The organism is Burkholderia sp. AU16741, assembly GCF_002223345.1.
Taxonomy (GTDB): domain Bacteria; phylum Pseudomonadota; class Gammaproteobacteria; order Burkholderiales; family Burkholderiaceae; genus Burkholderia; species Burkholderia sola.
Map to the genome: position 1 here is coordinate 75,460 of NZ_NKEZ01000003.1, position 21,965 is coordinate 97,424.

Annotated in this window: 21 protein-coding genes; 15 read left to right on the forward strand and 6 right to left on the reverse strand. The window is 68.7% G+C overall.

From position 1 onward, the window contains the following. Positions 1 to 131 precede the first annotated feature (131 nt). The 11 genes from CFB89_RS02700 (at position 132) to CFB89_RS02750 (ending at position 11,397) form a co-directional block, all read left to right on the forward strand. Positions 132 to 1,031, forward strand: coding sequence for an IclR family transcriptional regulator (locus CFB89_RS02700; RefSeq protein WP_011694140.1), 900 nt, complete (start codon positions 132 to 134; stop codon positions 1,029 to 1,031). Then, a complete protein-coding gene (locus CFB89_RS02705) occupies positions 1,028 to 2,053 on the forward strand; it encodes a 2-dehydro-3-deoxygalactonokinase (RefSeq protein ID WP_089466641.1) in 1,026 nt (341 codons plus the stop codon). The genes CFB89_RS02700 and CFB89_RS02705 overlap by 4 nt, the downstream gene beginning before the upstream one ends. A gap of 22 nt (positions 2,054 to 2,075) precedes the next feature. Next, entirely contained in the window at positions 2,076 to 2,753 is a 678-nt protein-coding gene (locus CFB89_RS02710) for a 2-dehydro-3-deoxy-6-phosphogalactonate aldolase (RefSeq protein ID WP_089466642.1), read from the forward strand. Next, on the forward strand, positions 2,753 to 3,532 hold the full coding sequence (locus CFB89_RS02715; RefSeq protein WP_089467883.1) for an SDR family oxidoreductase: 780 nt from the start codon (positions 2,753 to 2,755) through the stop codon (positions 3,530 to 3,532). Before CFB89_RS02710 ends, CFB89_RS02715 begins: the two co-directional genes overlap by 1 nt. Before the next feature lie 111 nt (positions 3,533 to 3,643). Continuing rightward, complete coding sequence (locus CFB89_RS02720) at positions 3,644 to 4,639, forward strand: arabinose ABC transporter substrate-binding protein (RefSeq protein ID WP_089466643.1); 996 nt, start codon at positions 3,644 to 3,646, stop codon at positions 4,637 to 4,639. 67 nt (positions 4,640 to 4,706) lie between these two features. Continuing rightward, entirely contained in the window at positions 4,707 to 6,218 is a 1,512-nt protein-coding gene (araG, locus tag CFB89_RS02725) for an L-arabinose ABC transporter ATP-binding protein AraG (protein WP_089466644.1), read from the forward strand. Between the two features lie 88 nt (positions 6,219 to 6,306). Further along, positions 6,307 to 7,323 carry an L-arabinose ABC transporter permease AraH gene (gene araH / locus CFB89_RS02730; protein ID WP_089434525.1) on the forward strand — a complete coding sequence of 339 codons (1,017 nt, stop codon included), beginning with the start codon at positions 6,307 to 6,309 and terminating at the stop codon, positions 7,321 to 7,323. 29 nt (positions 7,324 to 7,352) lie between these two features. Continuing rightward, positions 7,353 to 8,162 (forward strand): SDR family NAD(P)-dependent oxidoreductase, encoded by an 810-nt coding sequence (locus CFB89_RS02735; RefSeq protein ID WP_089466645.1) that lies wholly within the window; start codon positions 7,353 to 7,355, stop codon positions 8,160 to 8,162. A gap of 49 nt (positions 8,163 to 8,211) precedes the next feature. Then, positions 8,212 to 9,273: an aldose 1-epimerase gene (locus tag CFB89_RS02740; RefSeq protein WP_089466646.1), complete on the forward strand. Its 1,062-nt coding sequence runs from the start codon at positions 8,212 to 8,214 to the stop codon at positions 9,271 to 9,273. 39 nt (positions 9,274 to 9,312) lie between these two features. Further along, entirely contained in the window at positions 9,313 to 10,140 is an 828-nt protein-coding gene (pyrF, locus tag CFB89_RS02745; RefSeq protein ID WP_089466647.1) for an orotidine-5'-phosphate decarboxylase, read from the forward strand. 198 nt (positions 10,141 to 10,338) lie between these two features. Then, a complete protein-coding gene (locus CFB89_RS02750; RefSeq protein ID WP_089466648.1) occupies positions 10,339 to 11,397 on the forward strand; it encodes a phosphorylcholine phosphatase in 1,059 nt (352 codons plus the stop codon). A gap of 33 nt (positions 11,398 to 11,430) precedes the next feature. Here CFB89_RS02750 and CFB89_RS02755 read toward each other — a convergent pair whose 3' ends face one another. The 3 genes from CFB89_RS02755 to thiL are packed head-to-tail and all read right to left on the reverse strand — an operon-like array spanning position 11,431 to position 13,496. After that, positions 11,431 to 11,931, reverse strand: coding sequence for a CinA family protein (locus CFB89_RS02755; RefSeq protein WP_089466649.1), 501 nt, complete (start codon positions 11,929 to 11,931; stop codon positions 11,431 to 11,433). Positions 11,932 to 11,962: 31 nt separating this feature from the next. Then, the gene (locus CFB89_RS02760; RefSeq protein ID WP_089466650.1) at positions 11,963 to 12,508 is read right to left on the reverse strand and encodes a phosphatidylglycerophosphatase A; all 546 of its coding nucleotides are present in this window, start codon (positions 12,506 to 12,508) and stop codon (positions 11,963 to 11,965) included. After that, the gene (gene thiL / locus CFB89_RS02765) at positions 12,498 to 13,496 is read right to left on the reverse strand and encodes a thiamine-phosphate kinase (protein ID WP_089466651.1); all 999 of its coding nucleotides are present in this window, start codon (positions 13,494 to 13,496) and stop codon (positions 12,498 to 12,500) included. The genes CFB89_RS02760 and thiL overlap by 11 nt, the downstream gene beginning before the upstream one ends. A 134-nt stretch (positions 13,497 to 13,630) precedes the next feature. On the opposite strand from thiL, the gene CFB89_RS02775 reads away from it, so the two are divergent. The 3 genes from CFB89_RS02775 (at position 13,631) to CFB89_RS02785 (ending at position 17,361) form a co-directional block, all read left to right on the forward strand. Continuing rightward, a complete protein-coding gene (locus tag CFB89_RS02775) occupies positions 13,631 to 15,973 on the forward strand; it encodes an NADP-dependent malic enzyme (RefSeq protein ID WP_373559851.1) in 2,343 nt (780 codons plus the stop codon). A 376-nt stretch (positions 15,974 to 16,349) separates the two neighbouring features. Then, a complete protein-coding gene (locus tag CFB89_RS02780) occupies positions 16,350 to 16,781 on the forward strand; it encodes a ribonuclease domain-containing protein (protein WP_089466654.1) in 432 nt (143 codons plus the stop codon). A gap of 16 nt (positions 16,782 to 16,797) precedes the next feature. Then, a complete protein-coding gene (locus tag CFB89_RS02785; protein ID WP_089466655.1) occupies positions 16,798 to 17,361 on the forward strand; it encodes a barstar family protein in 564 nt (187 codons plus the stop codon). A 154-nt stretch (positions 17,362 to 17,515) separates the two neighbouring features. On the opposite strand, the gene CFB89_RS02790 is transcribed toward CFB89_RS02785, so the two are convergent. The 3 genes from CFB89_RS02790 to speE form a co-directional block, all read right to left on the reverse strand. Next, entirely contained in the window at positions 17,516 to 18,283 is a 768-nt protein-coding gene (locus CFB89_RS02790; protein ID WP_089467884.1) for a 16S rRNA (uracil(1498)-N(3))-methyltransferase, read from the reverse strand. Positions 18,284 to 18,300: 17 nt separating this feature from the next. Continuing rightward, positions 18,301 to 18,717 carry a glyoxalase/bleomycin resistance/extradiol dioxygenase family protein gene (locus tag CFB89_RS02795; protein WP_069616776.1) on the reverse strand — a complete coding sequence of 139 codons (417 nt, stop codon included), beginning with the start codon at positions 18,715 to 18,717 and terminating at the stop codon, positions 18,301 to 18,303. An 88-nt stretch (positions 18,718 to 18,805) separates the two neighbouring features. Then, entirely contained in the window at positions 18,806 to 19,663 is an 858-nt protein-coding gene (gene speE / locus CFB89_RS02800) for a polyamine aminopropyltransferase (protein ID WP_089466656.1), read from the reverse strand. Positions 19,664 to 19,878: 215 nt separating this feature from the next. On the opposite strand from speE, the gene tkt reads away from it, so the two are divergent. Continuing rightward, complete coding sequence (tkt, locus tag CFB89_RS02805; RefSeq protein WP_089466657.1) at positions 19,879 to 21,951, forward strand: transketolase; 2,073 nt, start codon at positions 19,879 to 19,881, stop codon at positions 21,949 to 21,951. Positions 21,952 to 21,965: the final 14 nt, after the last annotated feature.

The following is a 21,965-nucleotide window of genomic DNA, read 5'->3' on the forward strand; positions in this document are numbered from 1 at the left end:
ACGGAGACACCTTCCATGAAGTTCGCCGGGCGCCTTACTCGGTGCATCGACCGCCGCCACGCCGCCGCACCGGACGCAGTTCCGGCGCCGCGCGAACGGCTTCACCGATTCCGTTGAAGACGCCCCGTTCCATGACCAAGATGCCAGACTCCCTTGCCCTCGACGCCCGGCGCGCGATGCCGGCCGATACGTCGCTGACCGACAGCATCGGCGCGACCAGCACGCCGCTCGACCTCGCCGCGCAGCAGGCCGGCACGCAGACGCTGCTGCGCGGCCTCGCGATCCTCGAGGCGATCGCGAACGGCGCGCGTGACATGCGTGCGATCGGCGCCGCGCTCGGCACGACGCGCAGCACGACGCACCGGCTCGTCAGCAGCCTCGTGCAGGCGCGCTATCTGCGCCAGGTGCAGGGCGGCTACCTGCTCGGCCCGAAGCTGATCGAGCTCGGCACGATCGCGCTCGAGCAGATGCCGCTCACCGCGGTGGCGCGTCCGCATCTGGAAGCGCTCGCGGAAGCGACGCTCGACACGATCCACCTCGGCGTGCGCGACGGCGACGACGTGCTGTACATCGACAAGATTCCCGGCACGCGCGGCCTCGAGATGCGCTCGCGCGTCGGCCACCGGATGCCGCTCGCGTCGACCGGCATCGGCAAGGCGATGATGCTCGACCTCGATCCGGACCTGTGGCGCTCGCTGTTCGAGGCCGCGCGGCGCGCGCTGGCCGGCGTCAACTTCAAGCCCGACAACCGGCCCGAGACGAGCGCGTTCCTGCAGCGCATGGCCCATTACGCGGCCGGCGGCTATACGTTCGATCTCGAGGAAAACGAGGCGTCGATCCGCTGCGTGGCCGCGCCGATCCGCGATGCGTCGGGTGCGATCGTCGCGGCGGTGTCGGTCGCGAGCACGATTCCGTACATGCCGCACGACCGCATGGACGAACTGATTCCGCTCGTGCAGCGCGAAGCGCGAGCCATTTCCGCGGAACTGGGCTGGAGCCCGCCGCAGGGTACCCGCAGGATCAAACGATGACGACTTCGACCCGGCCCGTTCCGGATGCCAGTTCCGCCTCCCCGTCGCTGATCGCGCTCGACTGGGGCACCACGTCGCTGCGCGCGTATCTGTACGACGCGCACGGCGTGCCGATCGACACGCGCAGCCGGGCGGCCGGCGTGATGCACGTGCCGGGCGGCGGCGCGCGGGCGTTCGACGCGGTGTTCGAGGAAGCGTGCGGCGACTGGCTCGACCGTACGCCCGGCCTGCCGGTGCTCGCCGCCGGGATGGTCGGCAGCGCGCAGGGCTGGCGCGAAGCGCCGTACGTCGCGGTGCCGGCCGGCGCCGACGCGCTCGTCGCGGGCCTCATCACGGTGACGACGGCGCGCGGCGCGACGGTCTCGATCGTGCCGGGCGTGATCGCGACGGGCGAACTGCCCGACGTGATGCGCGGCGAAGAAACGCAGATCGTCGGCGCGCTCGCGAGCGATCCCTCGCTTGGCGCCGATCGTTCAGGCGTACTGATCGGCCTGCCGGGCACGCATGCGAAATGGGCCTGGGTGAAGGACGGGCTGATCGAACGCTTCCAGACCTTCATGACCGGCGAGCTGTTCGCGGTGCTGCGCGACCACACGATCCTCGGCCGCACGATGCGCGCAGGCGAATCGCCCGATCGCGCGGCGTTCTTGCGCGGCGTGGCGGTCGCACGCGGCGCGCAGCGCACGGGCCTGCTCGCGACGATCTTCAGCACGCGCACGCTGGGGCTGACCGACCGGCTCGCGCCCGATGCGCAGGGCGACTATCTGTCCGGCCTGCTGATCGGCCATGAGCTCAACGCGCTCGACGCGATGCTCGCTGAGCGCGGCATCGCGCTCGCGGACCAGCCGCTGCTGCTGATCGGCGACGACGGTTTGTGTTCGCGCTACGTCGATGCGCTGCGGGTATTCGGCCATGCGCATGCGCGTGTCGCCCCGCATGCGACCGAGCGCGGCCTGTGGCGGATCGCGTCGCGCGCCGGGCTCGTGCGCGCGGACGGCGAACCCGTCTGTGCCGACCAGTGAACTGCTTGAAGAGGAATTGCCGATGCCGTCCGACCTGACCTTGCCCGCACCGTACACGCCCCACGCCGCGTTGATGCGCGCGTTCGATGCGTGTCCGCTGATCGCGATCATGCGCGGCATCACGCCCGCCGAAGCGGCCGACCATGGCCGGGCGCTGTACGAAGCCGGCTTCCGGATCGTCGAGGTGCCGCTCAACTCGCCCGATCCGTTCGACAGCATCGCGGCGCTGCGCCGCGCGCTGCCCGACGACATGATCGTTGGCGCGGGCACCGTGCTGCGCGCCGAGTACGTGGATCGCGTGCAGGACGCGGGCGGCGCGCTGATCGTGATGCCGCACGGCGACGCGGCGGTGATCCGCCGGGCGCGCGAGCGCGGGCTGGCGAGCGCGCCGGGCGTCGCGACGCCGACCGAAGCGTTCGCGGCGCTGACGAACGGCGCCGACGTGCTGAAGATGTTCCCGGCCGAGCAGCTCGGCGTGACGGTCGTGAAGGCGTGGCGCGCGGTGATCGATCGCGCGGTGCCGCTGATTCCGGTCGGCGGCATTTCGCCGGACAACATGCAGCCGTTCCTCGCGGCCGGCGCGAACGGCTTCGGGCTCGGCTCGGCGCTGTACCGGCCCGGCCAGTCGGCCGACACGACCGCGGCGAATGCGCGCGCGTTCCAGGCCGGCTTGCGCGCGGCGCGCGGCGGAGCCGCATGATGGGCCGCCTCGCGGGCAAGGTCGCGATGGTGACGGGCGCGGGCCGCGGCATCGGCGCCGCGATCGCGCGTGCGTTCGTGCGTGAAGGCGCGGCCGTCGCGCTCGTCGATCTCGACTTCCCGCAGGCGCAGCACACGGCTGCCGCGATCGCACACGAATGCGACGGCGCGCGCGTGCTGCCGCTGCACGCGGACGTCGCGCGGCAGCAGGCGGTGCGCGACGCGCTCGCGCAGGCGGAAGCGGCATTCGGCCCGCTCGACGTGCTCGTGAACAACGCGGGCATCAACGTGTTCGCCGATCCGCTGACGATGACCGACGACGACTGGCGCCGCTGCTTCGCGGTCGATCTCGACGGCGTATGGCACGGCTGCCGCGCGGCGCTGGAGGGCATGGTCGAGCGCGGACGCGGCAGCATCGTGAACATCGCGTCGACGCATGCGTTCAGGATCATCCCGGGCTGCTTTCCGTACCCGGTCGCGAAGCACGGCGTGCTCGGCCTCACGCGCGCGCTCGGCATCGAATACGCGGCGCGCAACGTGCGCGTAAACGCGATCGCGCCGGGTTACATCGAGACGCAACTGACGCGCGACTGGTGGGACGCGCAGCCCGATCCGGCCGCCGCGCGCGCCGAGACGCTCGCGCTGCAGCCGATGAAGCGCATCGGGAAACCGGAGGAGGTCGCGATGACGGCCGTGTTCCTCGCGTCCGACGAGGCGCCGTTCATCAATGCCGCGTGCATCACCGTCGACGGCGGGCGCGCGGCGCTGTATCACGACTGACGCGATTGACGTAACGATTCGAAAGACCGCACGTGCGAGAGCCGCGCGCACGCTGCGTCGAAACCAACAAGCGGCTGCATCCTGTTCGATGAAAACAAGGAGACACTGGAGATGAAACGCAGAACGTTCGTAACGCTGGCCGCCGCGGCGGCAGTGGTGATGGGCAGCCCGGTCGCGCACGCGGCCGACCCGGTCAAGATCGGCTTCCTCGTGAAGCAGCCGGAAGAGCCGTGGTTCCAGGACGAATGGAAATTCGCCGAGATCGCCGCGAAGCAGAAGGGCTTCACGCTCGTGAAGATCGGCGCGCCGTCCGGCGAGAAGGTGATGAGCGCGATCGACAACCTGTCCGCGCAGAAGGCGCAGGGCTTCATCATCTGCACGCCCGACGTGAAGCTCGGGCCGGGCATCGTCGCGAAGGCGAAGTCGCACAACCTGAAGATGATGACGGTCGACGACCGCCTCGTCGACGGCGCGGGCAAGCCGATCGAGTCGGTGCCGCACATGGGGATTTCGGCCTACAACATCGGCAAGCAGGTCGGCGACGGCATCGCGGCCGAGATCAAGAAGCGCGGCTGGGACATGAAGGACGTCGGCGCGATCGACATCACCTACGAGCAGCTGCCGACCGCGCACGACCGCACGAGCGGCGCGACCGACGCACTGGTGGCCGCGGGCTTCCCGAAGGCCAACGTGGTCGCGGCGCCGCAGGCGAAGACCGACACCGAGAACGCGTTCAACGCGGCGAACATCGCGCTCACGAAGAACCCGCAGTTCAAGCACTGGGTCGCGTACGGCCTGAACGACGAGGCCGTGCTCGGCGCGGTGCGCGCGGCCGAAGGGCGCGGCTTCAAGGCCGACAACATGATCGGCATCGGCATCGGCGGTTCCGATTCGGCGTTGAACGAGTTCAAGAAGCCGCAGCCGACGGGCTTCTACGGCACCGTGATCATCAGCCCGAAGCGCCACGGCGAGGAAACCTCGGACCTGATGTACACGTGGATCACGCAAGGCAAGGCGCCGCCGCCGTTGACGCTGACGACGGGCATGCTCGCGACGCGCGAGAACGTGTCGAAGGTGCGCGAGGAGATGGGGCTCGCATCGAAGTAAGCGGCCCGCCGGCTGACGCGGCGACGCGGCGGCCGGCGGTCGATGGATCCGGAAGTGGGGAGACGACGTGTCAGCGGCACTGCGTTTTGACAATATCGGCAAGGTATTTCCCGGCGTGCGCGCACTCGACGGCATTTCGTTCGACGTGCATGCGGGCGAGGTGCATGGCCTGATGGGCGAGAACGGCGCGGGCAAGTCGACGCTGCTGAAGATTCTCGGCGGCGAATACCAGCCCGATACGGGCAGCGTGCTGGTCGACGGCCAGCCCGTGCAGTTCGCGAATGCGGCCGCGTCGATCGCGGCCGGCATCGCGGTGATTCACCAGGAGTTGCAGTACGTGCCCGACCTGACGGTCGCGGAAAACCTGCTGCTCGGCCGCCTGCCGAACGCGTTCGGCTGGGTCAGGAAGCGCGAGGCGAAGCGTTACGTGCGCGAGCGGCTCGCCGAGATGGGTGTCGATCTCGATCCCGACGCGCGGCTCGGGCGGCTGTCGATCGCGCAGCGGCAGATGGTCGAGATCTGCAAGGCGCTGATGCGCAATGCGCGCGTGATCGCGCTCGACGAACCGACGAGCTCGCTGTCGCATCGCGAGACGGAAGTGCTGTTCAAGCTGGTCGACGACCTGCGCGCGCAGGGCCGTGCGCTGATCTACATCTCGCACCGGATGGACGAGATCTATCGGCTGTGCGATGCATGCACGATCTTTCGCGACGGGCGCAAGATCGCGTCGCACGAAGCGCTGGCCGACGTGCCGCGCGAGCGGCTCGTCGCCGAGATGGTCGGGCGCGAGATCGCGGACATCTACCATTACGCGCCGCGCGCGCTCGGCGACGTGCGGTTCTCCGCCGAAGGCATCGACGGCCCGGCGCTGCGCGAACCGGCGAGCTTCTCGGTGCGCGCGGGCGAGATCGTCGGCTTCTTCGGGCTCGTCGGCGCGGGCCGCAGCGAGCTGATGCGGCTCGTGTACGGCGCGGACCGCCGGCGCGCGGGCGTGCTGACGCTCGACGGCAAGCGCATCGACGTGAAGCGCACCGGCGACGCGATCCGCCACGGCATCGTGCTGTGCCCCGAGGACCGCAAGGAAGAAGGGATCATCGCGATCGCGTCGGTCGCGGAGAACATCAACATCAGCTGCCGCCGCCATTCGCTGCGCGCGGGCCTCTTCATCAACGGCAAGGCCGAAAGCGCGACGGCCGACCGCTTCATCCAGCGGCTGAAGATCAAGACGCCGAACCGGCGGCAGAAGATCCGGTTCCTGTCGGGCGGCAACCAGCAGAAGGCGATCCTGTCGCGCTGGCTCGCGGAGCCCGACCTGAAGGTCGTGATCCTCGACGAGCCGACCCGCGGGATCGACGTCGGCGCGAAGCACGAGATCTACGACGTGATCTACCGGCTCGCGGAGCGCGGCTGCGCGATCGTGATGGTGTCGTCGGAACTGCCGGAAGTGCTCGGCGTGTCCGACCGCATCGTCGTGATGCGCGAAGGCCGGATCGCCGGCGAGCTGCCGCGCGAACAGGCGAACGAGCACGCGGTGCTGAACCTCGCGCTGCCGCAGACGAGCGCGGCCGAGGCGGCCTGACGCGGCCGGCTACGTCCGGACAAGCCCGGGACATTCGAATCGAACACGCGCGGCGCGGGCCGCGCGATGCAGGAGCAGGAGACACACCATGCAAGCCAACGAAAACCTTGCCAGCGCCGCCGTGAAGCCGTCGGCCGATGCGCTGGTGCCGCAGCAGAGCGACCGCCAGAAGTGGTGGCAGCATCTGACCGAATACAGCCTGATCGCGATCTTCGCGGTGATGTTCATCACGATGTCGCTGACCGTCGATCACTTCTTCTCGATCGACAACATGCTCGGCCTCGCGCTGTCGATCTCGCAGATCGGCATGGTCGCGTGCACGATGATGTTCTGTCTCGCGTCGCGCGACTTCGACCTGTCGATCGGCTCGACCGTCGCGTTCTCGGGCGTGCTGTGCGCGATGGTGCTGAACGCGACCGACAACACGTTCGTCGCGATCGTCGCGGCGGTCGCGGCCGGCGCGGCGATCGGCTTCGTGAACGGCGCGGTGATCGCGTACCTGCGCATCAACGCGCTGATCACGACGCTCGCGACGATGGAGATCGTGCGCGGGCTCGGCTTCATCGTGTCGAAGGGGCAGGCGGTCGGCGTGTCGTCGGATACGTTCATCGCGCTCGGCGGGCTGTCGATGTTCGGCGTGTCGCTGCCGATCTGGGTCACGCTGCTGTGCTTCATCGGGTTCGGCGTGCTGCTGAACCAGACCGTCTATGGCCGCAACACGCTCGCGATCGGCGGCAACCCGGAAGCGTCGCGGCTCGCGGGGATCAACGTCGAACGCACGCGCGTGTACATCTTCCTGATCCAGGGCGCGGTGACCGCGCTCGCGGGCGTGATTCTCGCGTCGCGCATCACGTCGGGCCAGCCGAACGCCGCGCAGGGCTTCGAGCTGAACGTGATCTCCGCATGCGTGCTCGGCGGCGTGTCGCTGATGGGCGGCCGCGCGACGATCTCGGGCGTCGTGATCGGCGTGCTGATCATGGGCACCGTCGAGAACGTGATGAACCTGCTGAACATCGACGCGTTTTACCAGTACCTGGTGCGCGGCGCGATCCTGCTCGCGGCCGTGCTGCTCGACCAGCTGAAGAACCGCGGCGTACGCGACTGACCCGACCTGCTTCCACGGAGACGATCCGCATGACCATCGACACATCCGCGCAGGGCACGCCCGCGGCGGCGAGCGACGCGCGCTATGCGCGCTACCCGAGCCTCGAGGATCGCGCGGTGCTGATCACGGGCGGCGCGACCGGCATCGGCGCGTCGTTCGTCGAGCACTTCGCCGAACAGGGCGCGCGCGTCGCGTTCGTCGACCTCGACGCGGCGGCCGGCGCCGCGCTCGCCGAACGCCTCGCGCACGGGCGCCACGCGCCGCTGTTCCTGTCCTGCGACCTGACCGACGTCGACGCGCTGCGCCGCGCGATCGACGCGATCCGCGCGCGCATCGGCGCGATCGCGGTGCTCGTGAACAACGCGGCGAACGACGCACGCCATGCGATCGGCGACGTGACGCCCGCGTCGTTCGATGCCGGCATCGCGGTGAACCTGCGTCACCAGTTCTTCGCCGCGCAGGCGGTGATCGACGACATGAAGCGGCAGGGCGGCGGCTCGATCGTCAATCTCGGCTCGATCAGCTGGATGCTGAAGAACGGCGGCTATCCCGTCTACGTGATGGCGAAGGCGGCCGTCCAGGGCCTGACGCGCGGCCTCGCGCGCGATCTCGGCCCGTTCGGCATCCGCGTGAATTCGCTGGTGCCCGGCTGGGTGATGACCGACAAGCAGCGCCGGCTGTGGCTCGACGACGCGGGCCGCGCGGCGATCAAGGCCGGCCAGTGCATCGACGCCGAATTGCTGCCGGACGACCTCGCCCGGATGGCGCTGTTTCTCGCGGCCGACGACAGCCGGATGATCACCGCGCAGGACGTGATCGTCGACGGCGGCTGGGCCTGACCGCTCGCACGACCCGCATCGTTTCTTCGACGAAGGAAAGGAGCTCACCATGACCGCCACGTCCTCGCGCGCATCGTCGTCCACCAGCCAGTCGCGCCGCGCGCGCCTGGCCGCCGCCGCCCAGCCGGTCAGCCCCGGCCCGCAGACGGCCGTGTTCGCGCAGGGCGTCGGCGCCGCGCCCGCGGCGGTCGTCACGCTGTCGAATGCGTCGCTGCGGCTCGACGTGCTGCCGCACCTCGGCGGCGGCATCGCGCGCTTCGACTGGCGCGGCGAGAACGGCGCGCTGATGCCGGTGTTCCGCCGGTGCGAGCACCCTGAGACGGCGACGGACCCGAACGAGCTCGCGTGCTATCCGCTGCTGCCGTACTCGAACCGGATCGGCGACGGGCGCTTCGAATGCGACGGGCGCAAGGTCGCCGTGCCGCGCAACCGCCGCGACGAGCCGCTGCCGATTCACGGCGACGGCTGGCTCGCGCCGTGGCAGGTGGACGATGCGACCGACGCGTCGCTGCAACTGTCGCTCGACCATGCCGCCGGCGCGCCGTACGCGTTCCGCGCGATCCAGTCGTTCGAACTCGACGATGCGACGCTGTCGATCGCGCTGACGATCGAGAACGCGGGGCGCACGCGGCTGCCGTTCGGGCTCGGCGTGCATCCGTTCCTCGTGCGCGATGCGGTGACGGAACTCGCCGCGGCGGCGGGCGGGCTGTGGCTGTCGGGCGCCGATTTCCTGCCGGTGCGGCACGTCAGCGTGCCGCCGGCCTGGCAGTTCGGCGTCGCGTATCCGCTGCCGGCCGCGCTCGTCAATCACGCGTTCACCGGCTGGGGCGGCCACGCGACGGTGAGCTGGCCGCGCCGCCGGCTGTCGCTGACCGTCGCGGCCGACGCCGACGCGTACGTGCTCTATACGCCGCCCGGCGAGGATTTCTTCTGCTTCGAGCCGGTCGACCATCCGATCAACGCGGTGAACCTGCCGGGCGGCGCGACCGCGCACGGGATGACGCTGCTCGCGCCCGGCGAGCGGCTGACGCGGCGTTTCGCGTTCACCGTCGGGCGCACCGATGCGCGCAGCAATGCCGCGACGCGCGAGGGACGCCGGCGACACGGGTAAAATACGCGGTCTACCAACGGTCTGCCGCGAGTATCCGCCATGTCTTCCCCGCTTACTTTCATTGAATCGCTGCGCGCCGCGTGGCAGCGCACGAATTCGCTGCTGTGCGTCGGCCTCGATCCCGAGCCGTCGCGCTTTCCCGTGCAGTTCGACGGCCAGCCCGACGCGATCTTCGAATTCTGCCGGCAGATCGTCGATGCGACCGCGCAGTACGCGAGCGCGTTCAAGCCGCAGATCGCGTATTTCGCCGCGCATCGCGCCGAAGACCAGCTCGAGCGGCTGATCGCGCATATCCATCTCCAGCATCCGGGCCTGCCCGTGATCCTCGACGCGAAGCGCGGCGACATCGGCAGCACGGCCGAGCAGTACGCGCGCGAAGCGTTCGAGCGCTATCGCGCCGATGCCGTCACGGTGAACCCGTACATGGGCTACGACTCGGTCGAGCCGTACTTCGAGCATGAAGGCAAGGGCGTGATCGTGCTGTGCCGCACGTCGAACCCGGGCGGCTCGGACCTGCAGTTCCTCGATACGAACGGGCGGCCGCTGTATCAGGTCGTGGCCGATCTCGCGGCGAACAAGTGGAACGCGAAGAACGGCCAGCTCGGCCTCGTGGTCGGCGCGACGTTCCCGAAGGAAATCGAGGTCGTGCGCGGAATCGTCGGCGACATGCCGCTCCTGATCCCCGGCATCGGCGCGCAGGGCGGCGACGTGCAGGCGACCGTCAACGCGGGCCGCACGGCCGACGGCACCGGGATGATGATCAACTCGTCGCGGGCGATCCTGTACGCGAGCAAGGGCGAGGATTTCGCCGAAGCCGCCGCGCTCGCCGCGCAGAAGACGCGCGACACGATCAACGCGCATCGCTGAAATACGGGCCGCCCGGTCGGGCGGCCTCGCATCGCCGGCCCCGCGTTCGCGGGCCGCGCGCTTTCATCGCGTGATCGCCGTTCTGGCGCACGCGAACAACTTCCCGTCGCTTCCGTATGGCATGCGCGCAATTTAGTCGCGCGATGCTGCTGCTTGTCACCGATCCGTCACAAAAATGTCAAGAAAAGGAGCGACGCCATGCCCAAGCTGTCCCGCCGTCTGCTGAGCGCGTTCGCCGCGTCGCTGTGCATGACGTTCGCCCATGCGGCGGATCTGTCGCACTGGCCGGCCGACAGCGCGAAGGCGCTGAACGCGATGATCGCCGCGCACGCGAACCGCGGCGACTACGCGGTGTTCGATGCCGACAACACGACCTACCGCTACGACCTCGAGGAAGCGCTGCTGCCGTATCTCGAGAACCGCGGCGTGCTGACGCGCGATTCGCTCGACCCGTCGCTGAAACTGATCCCGTTCAAGGATTCCGCCGACTACCAGGAATCGCTGACGAGCTACTACTACCGGCTCTGCGAGATCGACGATCTGGTCTGCTATCCGTGGATCGCGCAGGCGTTCGCCGGGCAGTCGCTCGCCGACCTGAAGCGCCATATCGACGCGATGCTCGCCGACGGCAAGCCGATCCCGATCCGTTACTGGCAGGGCGACAAGGTGGTGGACGGCACGGTGAATCCGCCGCGCTTCTTCCGCGGGATGCAGGAGCTGTACAACGCGCTGCGCGAAAACGGCATCGACGTCTACGTGATGACGGCGGCCCACGAGGAGCTCGCGCGGCTCGTGCTGTCGGACCCGAAGTACGGCTACAACGTGAAGCCGCAGAACGTGATCGGCGTGACGACGCTGCTGCGCAACCCCGCGACGGGCGCGCTGACGACGTCGCGGCTGCAGATCAAGGCCGGCAAGTACGACGAGGCCGCGAACCGCAATCTCGTGATCACGCCGTTCCTGATGAACCCGATGACGTGGTACGAAGGCAAGCTCGGTTCGATCGTCGGGTGGATCGACCAGTGGAAGAAGCCGGTGCTCGTCGCGGGCGACACGCCGACGTCCGACGGCTACATGCTGCTGAACGCGACCGACGTCGCGCGCGGCGGCGTGCGCGTGTGGGTCAACAAGAAGGACAAGCAGATGGCGCAGATCCGCGCGTGGTCGGACGAATCGGCCGCGAAGCAGAAGGCGCTCGGCCTGCCGGTGACGGCGGACAAGAACTGGATCGTCGTGAAACCCGACGCGATCCAGTAAGCGAGCAGGGCGCGTCACGCGCGCCCCGCCCGATCAGCGTTCGCGTTCGTCGAGCAGCTTGAGCAGCCCGCGCAGCGCATGCGCGGCCGCCTGCGTGCGGATCTGTTCGCGGTCGCCCTTGAACACGAGCGTTTCGACGTCGGTATGCAGCCGGTTGCTCCAGCCGAACGATACGGTGCCGACCGGCTTCTTCTCGCTGCCGCCGCCCGGGCCCGCGATGCCGGTGACGGACAGCGCGACCTGCGCGCGGCTGTTGCGCAGCGCGCCTTCGGCCATCGCACGCGCGACGGGCTCGCTGACGGCGCCGTGCTTGTCGATCAGGTCGGACGGCACGCCGATCATCTCGATCTTGGCCTGGTTCGAATACGTGACGAAGCCGCGCTCGAACCACTGGCTGCTGCCGGAAATGTCGGTGATTGCCGCGGCGATCAGGCCGCCGGTGCAGGATTCGGCGGTGGCGAGCGTCAGGTGCTCGTCACGCAGCTTGTTGCCTGCGCGGATCGCAAGCTGATGGACGACGGAATCGGTTGGCATGCGCGTCGGGAAACGGAAGTCGGGAAATCGGTCAGCCGGCGACGGAGCGCCACAGGGCGATCACGAGCAGCGTCATGAACGCGGCGACGAGATTGTCGACCATGATGCCGAGCCCGCCTTTCAGGCGGCGGTCGAAGTAGCGGATCGGCGGCGGCTTGAGCATGTCGAAGAAGCGGAACGCGACGAACGCCCACAGCTGGCCGACGAAGGTCGCGGGCGTGACGAACAGCATCACGAGCCAGATCGCGACGATCTCGTCCCAGACGATGGCGCCCGGATCGGCCACACCGGCCTTCCTCGCGGTGAAACCGGTGACCCAGGCGCCCGCCACGAAGCCGACGGCGATCAGCGCCCACCACTCGGGCACCGTCAGGTAGCGGTTGAGCACGACGAACGTGAGCCAGCCGAACAGCGAGCCGAAGGTGCCGGGCATGATCGGCGCGAGCCCGCTGCCGAAGCCGAGCGACACGATGTGCGCCGGGTGCGACAGCATGAAGCGGGCCGTCGTGCGGGTCGGCGCGGGCGGCGCGGCGCCGGGCTCGGCCGCGGCGTGCGCGGGCGTCGGATCAGTCTGCATGGAAGTGGTCGAAACCGTGCAACGTGAGAGCGAGGGGCGCGCCGGCGGCGTCGCGCCACGCGATGGCGGGTTGCGCCGACGGCGCGGACAACGCGCGTATTGTACCGATTCGCGTGACCGGCACGCCGGCCGCGGCGCCCGCCGCTTCGACCGCCGCGCGGGCGGCGAGCGGCGCCGTGAAGCACAGTTCGTAGTCGTCGCCGCCGGCCAGCGTGCAGCGGCGCTGCGCGTCGGCCGGCAGCGTCGCGAGCGCGGCCGAGCGCGGCACCGCGTCGGCGTCGATCTCGGCGCGCACGTTCGAGCGCGTCAGGATGTGCTGGAGATCGCCGGCGAGGCCGTCGGAGAGATCGAGCGCCGCGTGCGCGACGCCCGCGAGCGCCAGGCCGAGCGCGACGCGCGGCTCGGGGCGCTCCAGCGCGTGCCGGAATGCGGCGGCTTCATCCGCGCCGGCCGTCCATTCGCCGCGGGCGACGCCGAGCCCCGCGCGCGCATCGCCGAGCGTGCCGGACACCCATACGTCGTCGCCGTCGCGCGCGGCATCGCGCCGCAGCGCCGCGTCGGGCGCGACTTCGCCGAACACGGTCACGCACAGGTTCAGCGGCCCGCTCGTCGTGTCGCCGCCGATCAGTTCGCAGCCGTATCGCTCGGCCAGCGCGAACAGGCCGTCGCTGAACGCCTCGAGCCACGCCGCGTCGGCGCGCGGTAGCGCGCAGGCGAGCGTGAAGGCGCGCGGCTCGGCGCCCATTGCCGCGAGGTCCGACAGATTGACCGCGAGCGTCTTGTGGCCGAGCGCGTCCGGCGCGACGTCGGCGAAGAAGTGGCGGCCTTCCACCAGCATGTCCGTCGAAATGGCCAGCAATTTCCCGGATCGGGGCGCGATCAGGGCGCAATCGTCGCCGATGCCGAGCGTCGACGCGCGGGCGCCCTGCGCGGCGCGGCGCGTGAAGAAGCGTTCGATCAGCGAAAACTCGGAGAGGGCGGCTGGCACGGCGGGCGATCCGAAACGGTTGAAGGAGCGGCATTGTACGAGGCGGGCGGCGGCGCGCCTGTACCATCCAGTTCATTTTTGTCGCGGCTGTCGCACCCGAATCGCCGGTCTGGCGGCCGATGATTGGCGCTACAATGCCGTCGAACAGTTATTCTAATCCGCCCGTCACGAGACACATGTCTACCCAAGCCTCCTCCAAAGCCAAGCTCCGCGAAGCCGCGCTCGACTATCACGAATTTCCGACCCCCGGCAAAATCGCGATCGCCCCGACCAAGCAGATGATCAACCAGCGCGACCTCGCGCTCGCGTATTCGCCGGGCGTGGCGTTCGCGTGCGAGGAGATCGTCGAGAATCCGCTGAACGCCGCGCGCTTCACCGCGCGCAGCAACCTGGTCGGCGTCGTGACGAACGGCACGGCGGTGCTCGGTCTCGGCAACATCGGCCCGCTCGCGTCGAAGCCGGTGATGGAAGGCAAGGCCGTGCTGTTCAAGAAGTTCGCGGGCATCGACGTGTTCGACATCGAGCTGAACGAGTCGGACCCGCACAAGCTCGTCGACGTGATCGCCGCGCTGGAGCCGACCTTCGGCGGCATCAACCTCGAAGACATCAAGGCGCCGGACTGCTTCATCGTCGAGCGCGAAGCGCGCAAGCGGATGAAGATCCCGGTGTTCCACGACGACCAGCACGGCACCGCGATCGTCGTGGCCGCGGCCGTCACGAACGGGCTGAAGGTCGTCAACAAGGACATCAAGAAGGTCAAGCTGGTCGCATCCGGCGCCGGCGCGGCCGCGCTCGCGTGTCTGGACCTGCTGGTCGACATCGGCCTGCCGCTCGAGAACATCACGGTGACCGACCTGGCCGGCGTGGTCTACAAGGGCCGCACCGATCTGATGGACCCGGACAAGGAGCGTTTCGCGCGCGAAACCGACGCCCGTACGCTCGCCGAAGTGATCGACGGCGCGGACATCTTCCTCGGCCTGTCGGCCGCCGGCGTGCTGAAGCAGGAGATGGTGAAGGGCATGGCCGAGCGCCCGCTGATCCTCGCGCTCGCGAACCCGACGCCGGAAATCCTGCCGGAAGCGGCGCTCGAAGTGCGCCCCGACGCGATTCTCGCGACCGGCCGCACCGACTACCCGAACCAGGTCAACAACGTCCTGTGCTTCCCGTTCATCTTCCGCGGCGCGCTCGACGTCGGCGCGACGACGATCACGCGTGAAATGGAGATCGCGGCCGTCAATGCGATCGCCGAACTCGCGCAGCATGAGCAGAGCGACATCGTCGCGACCGCGTACGGCATCCAGGATCTGTCGTTCGGGCCCGAATACCTGATTCCGAAGCCGTTCGATCCGCGCCTGATCGTGAAGATCGCGCCGGCCGTCGCGCAGGCCGCGATGGACGGCGGCGTCGCGACGCGCCCGATCGAGGACATGGACGCGTACAAGCAGCATCTGCAGCAGTTCGTGTATCACAGCGGCACGACGATGAAGCCGATCTTCCAGATCGCGCGCGCCGCGCCGGAAGAGAAGAAGCGCGTCGTGTTCGCGGAAGGCGAGGAAGAGCGCGTGTTGCGCGCCGTTCAGATCATCGTCGACGAAAAACTCGCGAAGCCGATCCTGATCGGCCGCCCGTCGGTGATCGAGCATCGCATTCAGCGCTACGGCCTGCGCCTCACGCCCGGCACCGATTTCACGGTCGTCAACACCGAGCACGACGAGCGCTACCGCGACTTCTGGCAGACGTACCACAAGATGATGGCGCGCAAGGGCATCAGCGAACAGCTCGCGCGCGTCGAAATGCGCCGGCGCACGACGCTGATCGGCTCCATGCTGGTGAAGAAAGGCGAAGCGGACGGAATGATCTGCGGCACGATCAGCACCACGCACCGCCACTTGCACTTCATCGATCAGGTGATCGGCAAGCGTCCGGGCTGCAGCGTGTACGCGGCGATGAACGGCCTCGTGCTGCCTGGCCGCCAGATTTTCCTCGTGGATACGCACGTGAACGTCGATCCGACCCCGGAAGAGCTGGCCGAGATCACGATCATGGCCGCGGAAGAAGTGCGCCGCTTCGGCATCGAGCCGAAGGTCGCGTTGCTGTCGCATTCGAATTTCGGCACGAGCAATGCCCCTTCGGCGAAGAAGATGCGCGATACGCTCGCGATCCTGCAGGAAACCGCGCCGGATCTGAAGGTGGACGGCGAAATGCACGGCGACGTCGCGCTCGACGCCGCGCTGCGCAAGGAAATCCTGCCGGAATCGACGCTGGAGGGCGACGCGAACCTGCTGATCCTGCCGAACATCGACGCGGCGAACATCGCGTACAACCTGCTGAAGACGGCCGCGGGCAACAATATCGCGATCGGGCCGATCCTGCTGGGCGCCGCGGAGCCGGTGCACGTGCTGACCGAATCGGCGACCGTTCGTCGCATCGTCAACATGGCTGCGCTGCTGGTCGCCGACGTCAACGCCGCGCGCTGAGCCGGAACGAGCACGCGGCGCCGGTCGAAGCGGCGCCGCGCGTCGGGCGAAATTGTAAACAAAGGCAAAAAGAGGCGTGCCCGCAAGGGGCACGCCGCGGGTAGGGCGCAACCGCGCTTCCCATAAGCAACAGCAGCATCTCTCCACGCCGGGTAATGAGCGCGGCAAGGAGGCAGGGTCTTGCCATGCGAGAGATGCCGCCCGCATTTTATCTCATGTAAGATAAATGTAGTGCAATTTCGGTAAGAAATACGGAATCTCGCGTGTCGTGAGGCTTTCGATTCCCAAACGGACATTGATTCGCGCGGCCAATAACGCTACGCTAACGCCTTTGTTGGTCGTCAACTACTTGATTTAACAGCGGGAACCCTGGTTCATGGCACGCAAGTGGCTCCGCAACGGCGCGCTCGCGTCCGTCTTCGCGATGTTCGCGATGGGTATCGTCGGCACGCCGACGGGCAGTCTGGTTTCCGCCGCTTACGCACGGGAGGCCGTTCCGGCCGACGTGGCCGCGAGCCGGCTCGATACGATCCCGACCGCCCGTCTTCCGCGCGAGGCCGTGACCACGCTGGGCCTGATCGGCGCCGGCGGTCCCTATCCGTACGAGAAAGACGGCGTCGTGTTCGGCAATCGCGAGCGAATCCTGCCGAAGGCGAAGCGCGGCTACTACCATGAGTACACGGTGCCGACACCGCGTGCGCGCAATCGCGGCGCGCGCCGGATCGTCTGTGGCGGGCCGTTGCGCCGGATCGACAACTGTTATTACACGGGCGACCACTACAACAGTTTTAAACGTATTGTTGAATGACTTCGGGACGAATGGCATGAGCGACTCCATCTACGCGCACGATACGGCGGCGGCGGAACTGTTCGCGGCCGGCGACGGCAATCTGTTTCAGCGTGTGATTCAGCTGCACGCGGCGGCGCAGGCCGGCGGCGCGCCGGAGCAACAGGAAGCCGAGCCCGGGCTTTCATCGAACGAGGAGCCTATGAGCCTTTTCACGACCGTGCGACCCAATCTCGTGCAGTCGATCCGCGCGTTCCGCGTGCAGGATCTTGCCGACGAAGCCGGTCGGCTCGGCCAGCATTTCCTGTATGCGTATTGCGGCGCCGCGCAGTCGAAGCAGGAAGTGATGGAAACGATCGCGACCTCGTTCCTGTTTCCGAAGCATTTCGGGAAGAACTACGACGCGCTGTACGACTGCCTCACCGACCTCGTCGCGAAGGCAGGCGCGCAGCCCGGTTTCGTGATCGTCCTCGAAGGGCTGCCGATCGCGCAGAAATTCGACAAGGAAGGGCGCGAAACGCTGCTCGACGTGTTCCGCGAGGCGGCCGAATTCTGGGCCGAGCGCAAGGTCGCGTTCCGCGTGTTCTACTCGTTCGCGTAAGCGCACGGTCGGCCCGCGCGGCCGATTCGGTGATTCGGTCACAAGCCCGCTTCGAGCGGGCTTTTTTGCGTGTGCGATTCGCGCTCGGCTGCCTGGCGCGGCGCGCGAAGCACGACGCGGAGTCGAGCCGCTGAACGCGGCGCGCTGACGCGCTTTACCACCCGCCCCAGCGTGCCGCCAGCGCGGCGAGCACGGCCGCGCCGGCCGTCTCGGTGCGCAGCACGCGCGGCCCGAGCGACAGCGCGGTGAACCCGCGAGCGCGGGCCGCATTTTCCTCGTCGGGCGACAGCCCGCCTTCGGGGCCGATCAGCAGCGTGACTGTGGCCGCGGGCGGCGCGTCGGGCAGCGCCGCGAACGGGATGCTCGCGCGCGGCGACAGCAGCAGCCGCAGCTCGCCGTCGGCCGGCGCGGCCGGCAGCGCATCGAGCCACGCGCGGAAGCCGGCGACCGGCGCGACGTCGGGTACACGGTTGCGCCCGCACTGTTCGCATGACGCCCGCACGACGCCGCGCCAGTGCGCGACGCGCTTGTCCGCGCGTTCGCCGGACAGCTTCACGACGCCGCGCGCGGTCGACAGCGGCACGACCGCCGCGACGCCGAGCTCGACCGCCTTCTCGATCACCCAGTCCATCTTGTCGCCGCCGGCGATCCCCTGCGCGAGCGTCACGCGATAGGGCGGCTCGGCCTCGACGGGCTCGAACGTATCGACCTGCGCGAGCGCGCTGCGCTTGTCGACCTCGACGAGCCGTGCGCGGTACTGGCCGCCCGTGCCGTCGAACAATGCGAGCACGTCGCCCGGCTGCAGGCGCAGCACCTGCACGTGGCGGGCGACGTCGGCCGGCAATGCGAGCGTGGCGTCGGCGCGCAGCGCGGCGTCGACGAAAAAGCGCGGCACGGCCGCGGTGGTGGTGGCTTCATTCATGCGTGTGGCGGTTTCGGTCATGCGTCGAGACGGCACCCGAGCGCCCAGCGGTAGCCGTCGAGATCCTCGATCTGCGCGAACCGGTCGCCCCAGAACTGGTCCTGCGGCGCGCTCAGCGATTTCGCGCCCGCATCGAGCGCGCGCTGCCAGGTGGCGTCGACGTCGTCGACATACAGATAGAACGATTGCGGCGCGGTGGCGTTCGCGCGCTTCGGCGTGAGCGCGGGCGAGCCGAACGCGCCTTCGGGCGCGAACATCACGATCAGCTGGCCGCGATAGGCCATCTCGACGTGCATGATCGCGCCGTCCTCGTCATGCACGTCGCGTACCGTGAAGCCGAATGCGGCCTTGAAGAACTCGATGGCCGCGCGCGCGTTGCGTACGGCCAGGTAGGGCGTCAACCAAGGCACGTTGGCCGGACGTGGATCGGTCATGAAAATCTCCTGTTGCACGGTGTCGGCGCGTCTCGCGCCTGCGCCGGTCTCATGCTGGAACAGCGGAGCGGTGCGGCCGTCCGGATGTTCAGCGGCGAACGCCCAGTGTATCGCGCAGCGCGCGGGGCAGGGTAAAGAGGGACGCATGCAGCCGCGCATCGTAATAGCGCAAGCCGCCGACGCGGCGGGCCGCGAGCCGTTCGTCGACGTCGTGCGCGAACAGCGCGGCCGCATCGAGCGTGTCGCTCGCGATCGCCATCAGCCACTGCGAGCCGTACAGCGGCACGTGCGCGGACAGCGGATCGACGACCGCGAAGCTCGCGCGCAGGTCGTCGAGCAGCGCGGCGATGCGCGCGGCATGGAACACCGGCGAGCCGAGATGCATCGAGATCGCGCCGCAGCGCGTGAGGATCCGCTTGAGCCGTGCGTAGAACGCACGCGTATAGAGGCCGGCCGCCGGCGAATCGGGCGGCGTGAGGTCGAACACGACGAGATCGAAATGTTCGACCGTCGACTCGACGAAATGCGCGGCGTCGCCGATCACGACCTCGACGCGCGGGTCGTCGAGCGCGCCCTGGTGCACGTCGTCGAGATAGCGGCGGGCCATCCCGACCACCTCGTCGTCGAGTTCGGCGACGACGATCCGCTCGATGCACGCGTGCTTGAGCAACTGGCGCGCGGCGCCGCCGTCGCCGCCGCCGAGCACGAGCGCCTTCCTCGGGCACGGATGCGCGAGCGCGGCCGGGTGCGTCATGCACTCGTGATAGACGAACTCGTCGCCGACCGACGTCATCGGCCGGCCGTCCAGCGTGAACAGCCGGCCGAGCTGCGGCGTTTCCCAGACTTCGATCTGCTGGTGCGGGGACGCGACGCGCGCGAGCCGCCGCGCGTTCGGGAAGCCGTAGGTGGCGTCGGGCGTCGGGTGAAAGAGAAGGGTGGTGCTCACGGGCGGGCCGCTGGGGCAGGCAGTTCCGACGCCTGAATTATAGGAGGCGGGCGGCTTGGCGGAAAACCGTGCCGGAACACCACGCGCCGACAAGGGAAATGTCGGCCCATCTGTTAAAATGACGAGCTTTGCAGCCCCGTCCGTTGGCTCCGTCCGCTTCGCGTCCGTCAGGCGCCGCACCGCGCGCCGGGAACGATTGACGCTCGAGCTTCCGGATGCCGCCGTGCCCCCGTTTCCTCGACTCGTTCTCCGGACTCGACATGACGACTTCGTCTCCCGCCTCCACCACCCTGATGGCCAACGCGATCCGTGCGCTCGCGATGGACGCCGTCCAGCAAGCGAACTCCGGCCACCCGGGCATGCCGATGGGCATGGCCGAAATCGGCGTCGCGCTGTGGTCGCGCCATCTGAAGCACAACCCGACGAACCCGCACTGGGCCGACCGCGACCGCTTCGTGCTGTCGAACGGCCATGGCTCGATGCTGCTGTACTCGCTGCTGCACCTGACCGGCTACGACCTGCCGATCGAGGAGCTGAAGAACTTCCGCCAGCTGCACTCGAAGACGCCGGGCCATCCGGAATACGGGATCACGCCGGGCGTCGAGACGACCACCGGCCCGCTCGGCCAGGGTCTCGCGAACGCGGTCGGCATGGCGCTCGGCGAAGCGCTGATGGCCGACGAGTTCAACCGTGACGGCGCGAAGATCGTCGATCACCACACGTACGTGTTCCTCGGCGATGGCTGCCTGATGGAAGGCATCTCGCACGAAGCCTGCTCGCTCGCGGGCACGCTGAAGCTGAACAAGCTGATCGCGCTGTACGACGACAACGGCATCTCGATCGACGGCGACGTCGTGAACTGGTTCCACGACGACACGCCGAAGCGCTTCGAGGCATACGGCTGGAACGTGATCCCGAACGTGAACGGCCACGACGTCGACGCGGTCGACGCGGCCATCGCGAAGGCGAAGCTGTCGGACAAGCCGACGCTGATCTGCTGCAAGACGGTGATCGGCAAGGGCGCGGCCACGAAGGCTGGCGGCCACGACGTGCACGGCGCGGCGCTCGGCGCGGAAGAAATCGCGAAGACGCGCGAAGCGCTCGGCTGGACCTGGGAGCCGTTCGTGATTCCGCAGGAAGTCTATGCGGCCTGGGATGCGAAGGAAGCCGGCAAGCGCGCCGAGTCCGAATGGGACGCGACGTTCGCGGCCTATCGCGCGAAGTTCCCGGCGCAAGCCGCCGAATTCGAGCGCCGGATGGCGAACAAGCTGCCGGCCGACTGGGCCGAGAAGGCTGCCGCGATCATCGCCGGCGCGAACGAGCGCGCCGAGACGGTCGCGACCCGCAAGGCGTCGCAGCAGGCGATCGAAGGCCTCGCCGCCGCGCTGCCCGAACTGCTCGGCGGCTCGGCCGACCTGACCGGCTCGAACCTGACCAACTGGAAGGCGTCGAAGGCGGTGCGCGCGAATCCGGAAGGCGCGGGCGTGCTGCTCGGCAACCACATCAACTACGGCGTGCGCGAATTCGGCATGAGCGCCGCGATCAACGGCCTCGCGCTGCACGGCGGCCACAAGCCGTTCGGCGGCACGTTCCTGACGTTCTCCGACTACAGCCGCAACGCGCTGCGCGTGGCCGCGCTGATGAAGGTGCCGTCGATCTTCGTGTTCACGCACGATTCGATCGGCCTCGGCGAAGACGGCCCGACGCACCAGTCGATCGAGCACGTGTCGAGCCTGCGCCTGATCCCGAACCACGACGTCTGGCGTCCGGCCGACACGGTCGAGACGGCCGTCGCGTGGACCCACGCGGTCGCCGCCGACCGCCCGTCGAGCCTGATCTTCAGCCGCCAGAACCTCGCGTTCAACCCGCGTTCCGACGCGCAGATCGCCAACATCGCGAAGGGCGGTTACGTGCTGAAGGACTGGGACGAGGAAATCGTCGCGCGCAAGATCATCCTGATCGCGACGGGCTCGGAAGTCGAACTCGCGATGAAGGCCGTCGAGCCGCTCGCGCAGCAGGGCATCGCGGCGCGCGTCGTGTCGATGCCGTCGACCAACGTGTTCGACCGCCAGGACGCCGAATACCGCGAACGCGTGCTGCCGCACGGCGTGCGCCGCGTCGCGATCGAAGCGGGCGTGACGAGCTTCTGGCACAAGTACGTCGGCCTCGAGGGCGGCGTCGTCGGGATCGACACGTTCGGCGAATCGGCGCCGGCCGGCGTGCTGTTCAAGTACTTCGGCCTCACCGTCGAGCACGTCGTCGAGACGGCCAAGGCCGTGCTGGCCTAAAAGCATATGTGCGA

Bases quoted from the DNA above. Each gene is read 5' to 3' on its own strand.
- CFB89_RS02700 (WP_011694140.1), top strand. From the start codon at position 132: ATGACCAAGATGCCAGACTCCCTTGCCCTCGACGCCCGGCGCGCGATG.
- CFB89_RS02705 (WP_089466641.1), top strand. From the start codon at position 1,028: ATGACGACTTCGACCCGGCCCGTTCCGGATGCCAGTTCCGCCTCCCCG.
- CFB89_RS02710 (WP_089466642.1), top strand. From the start codon at position 2,076: ATGCCGTCCGACCTGACCTTGCCCGCACCGTACACGCCCCACGCCGCG.
- CFB89_RS02715 (WP_089467883.1), top strand. From the start codon at position 2,753: ATGGGCCGCCTCGCGGGCAAGGTCGCGATGGTGACGGGCGCGGGCCGC.
- CFB89_RS02720 (WP_089466643.1), top strand. From the start codon at position 3,644: ATGAAACGCAGAACGTTCGTAACGCTGGCCGCCGCGGCGGCAGTGGTG.
- araH (WP_089434525.1), top strand. From the start codon at position 6,307: ATGCAAGCCAACGAAAACCTTGCCAGCGCCGCCGTGAAGCCGTCGGCC.
- CFB89_RS02735 (WP_089466645.1), top strand. From the start codon at position 7,353: ATGACCATCGACACATCCGCGCAGGGCACGCCCGCGGCGGCGAGCGAC.
- CFB89_RS02740 (WP_089466646.1), top strand. From the start codon at position 8,212: ATGACCGCCACGTCCTCGCGCGCATCGTCGTCCACCAGCCAGTCGCGC.
- pyrF (WP_089466647.1), top strand. From the start codon at position 9,313: ATGTCTTCCCCGCTTACTTTCATTGAATCGCTGCGCGCCGCGTGGCAG.
- CFB89_RS02750 (WP_089466648.1), top strand. From the start codon at position 10,339: ATGCCCAAGCTGTCCCGCCGTCTGCTGAGCGCGTTCGCCGCGTCGCTG.
- CFB89_RS02755 (WP_089466649.1), bottom strand. From the start codon at position 11,931: ATGCCAACCGATTCCGTCGTCCATCAGCTTGCGATCCGCGCAGGCAAC.
- CFB89_RS02760 (WP_089466650.1), bottom strand. From the start codon at position 12,508: ATGCAGACTGATCCGACGCCCGCGCACGCCGCGGCCGAGCCCGGCGCC.
- CFB89_RS02775 (WP_373559851.1), top strand. From the start codon at position 13,631: ATGCCGTCGAACAGTTATTCTAATCCGCCCGTCACGAGACACATGTCT.
- CFB89_RS02780 (WP_089466654.1), top strand. From the start codon at position 16,350: ATGGCACGCAAGTGGCTCCGCAACGGCGCGCTCGCGTCCGTCTTCGCG.
- CFB89_RS02785 (WP_089466655.1), top strand. From the start codon at position 16,798: ATGAGCGACTCCATCTACGCGCACGATACGGCGGCGGCGGAACTGTTC.
- CFB89_RS02790 (WP_089467884.1), bottom strand. From the start codon at position 18,283: ATGAATGAAGCCACCACCACCGCGGCCGTGCCGCGCTTTTTCGTCGAC.
- CFB89_RS02795 (WP_069616776.1), bottom strand. From the start codon at position 18,717: ATGACCGATCCACGTCCGGCCAACGTGCCTTGGTTGACGCCCTACCTG.
- tkt (WP_089466657.1), top strand. From the start codon at position 19,879: ATGCCGCCGTGCCCCCGTTTCCTCGACTCGTTCTCCGGACTCGACATG.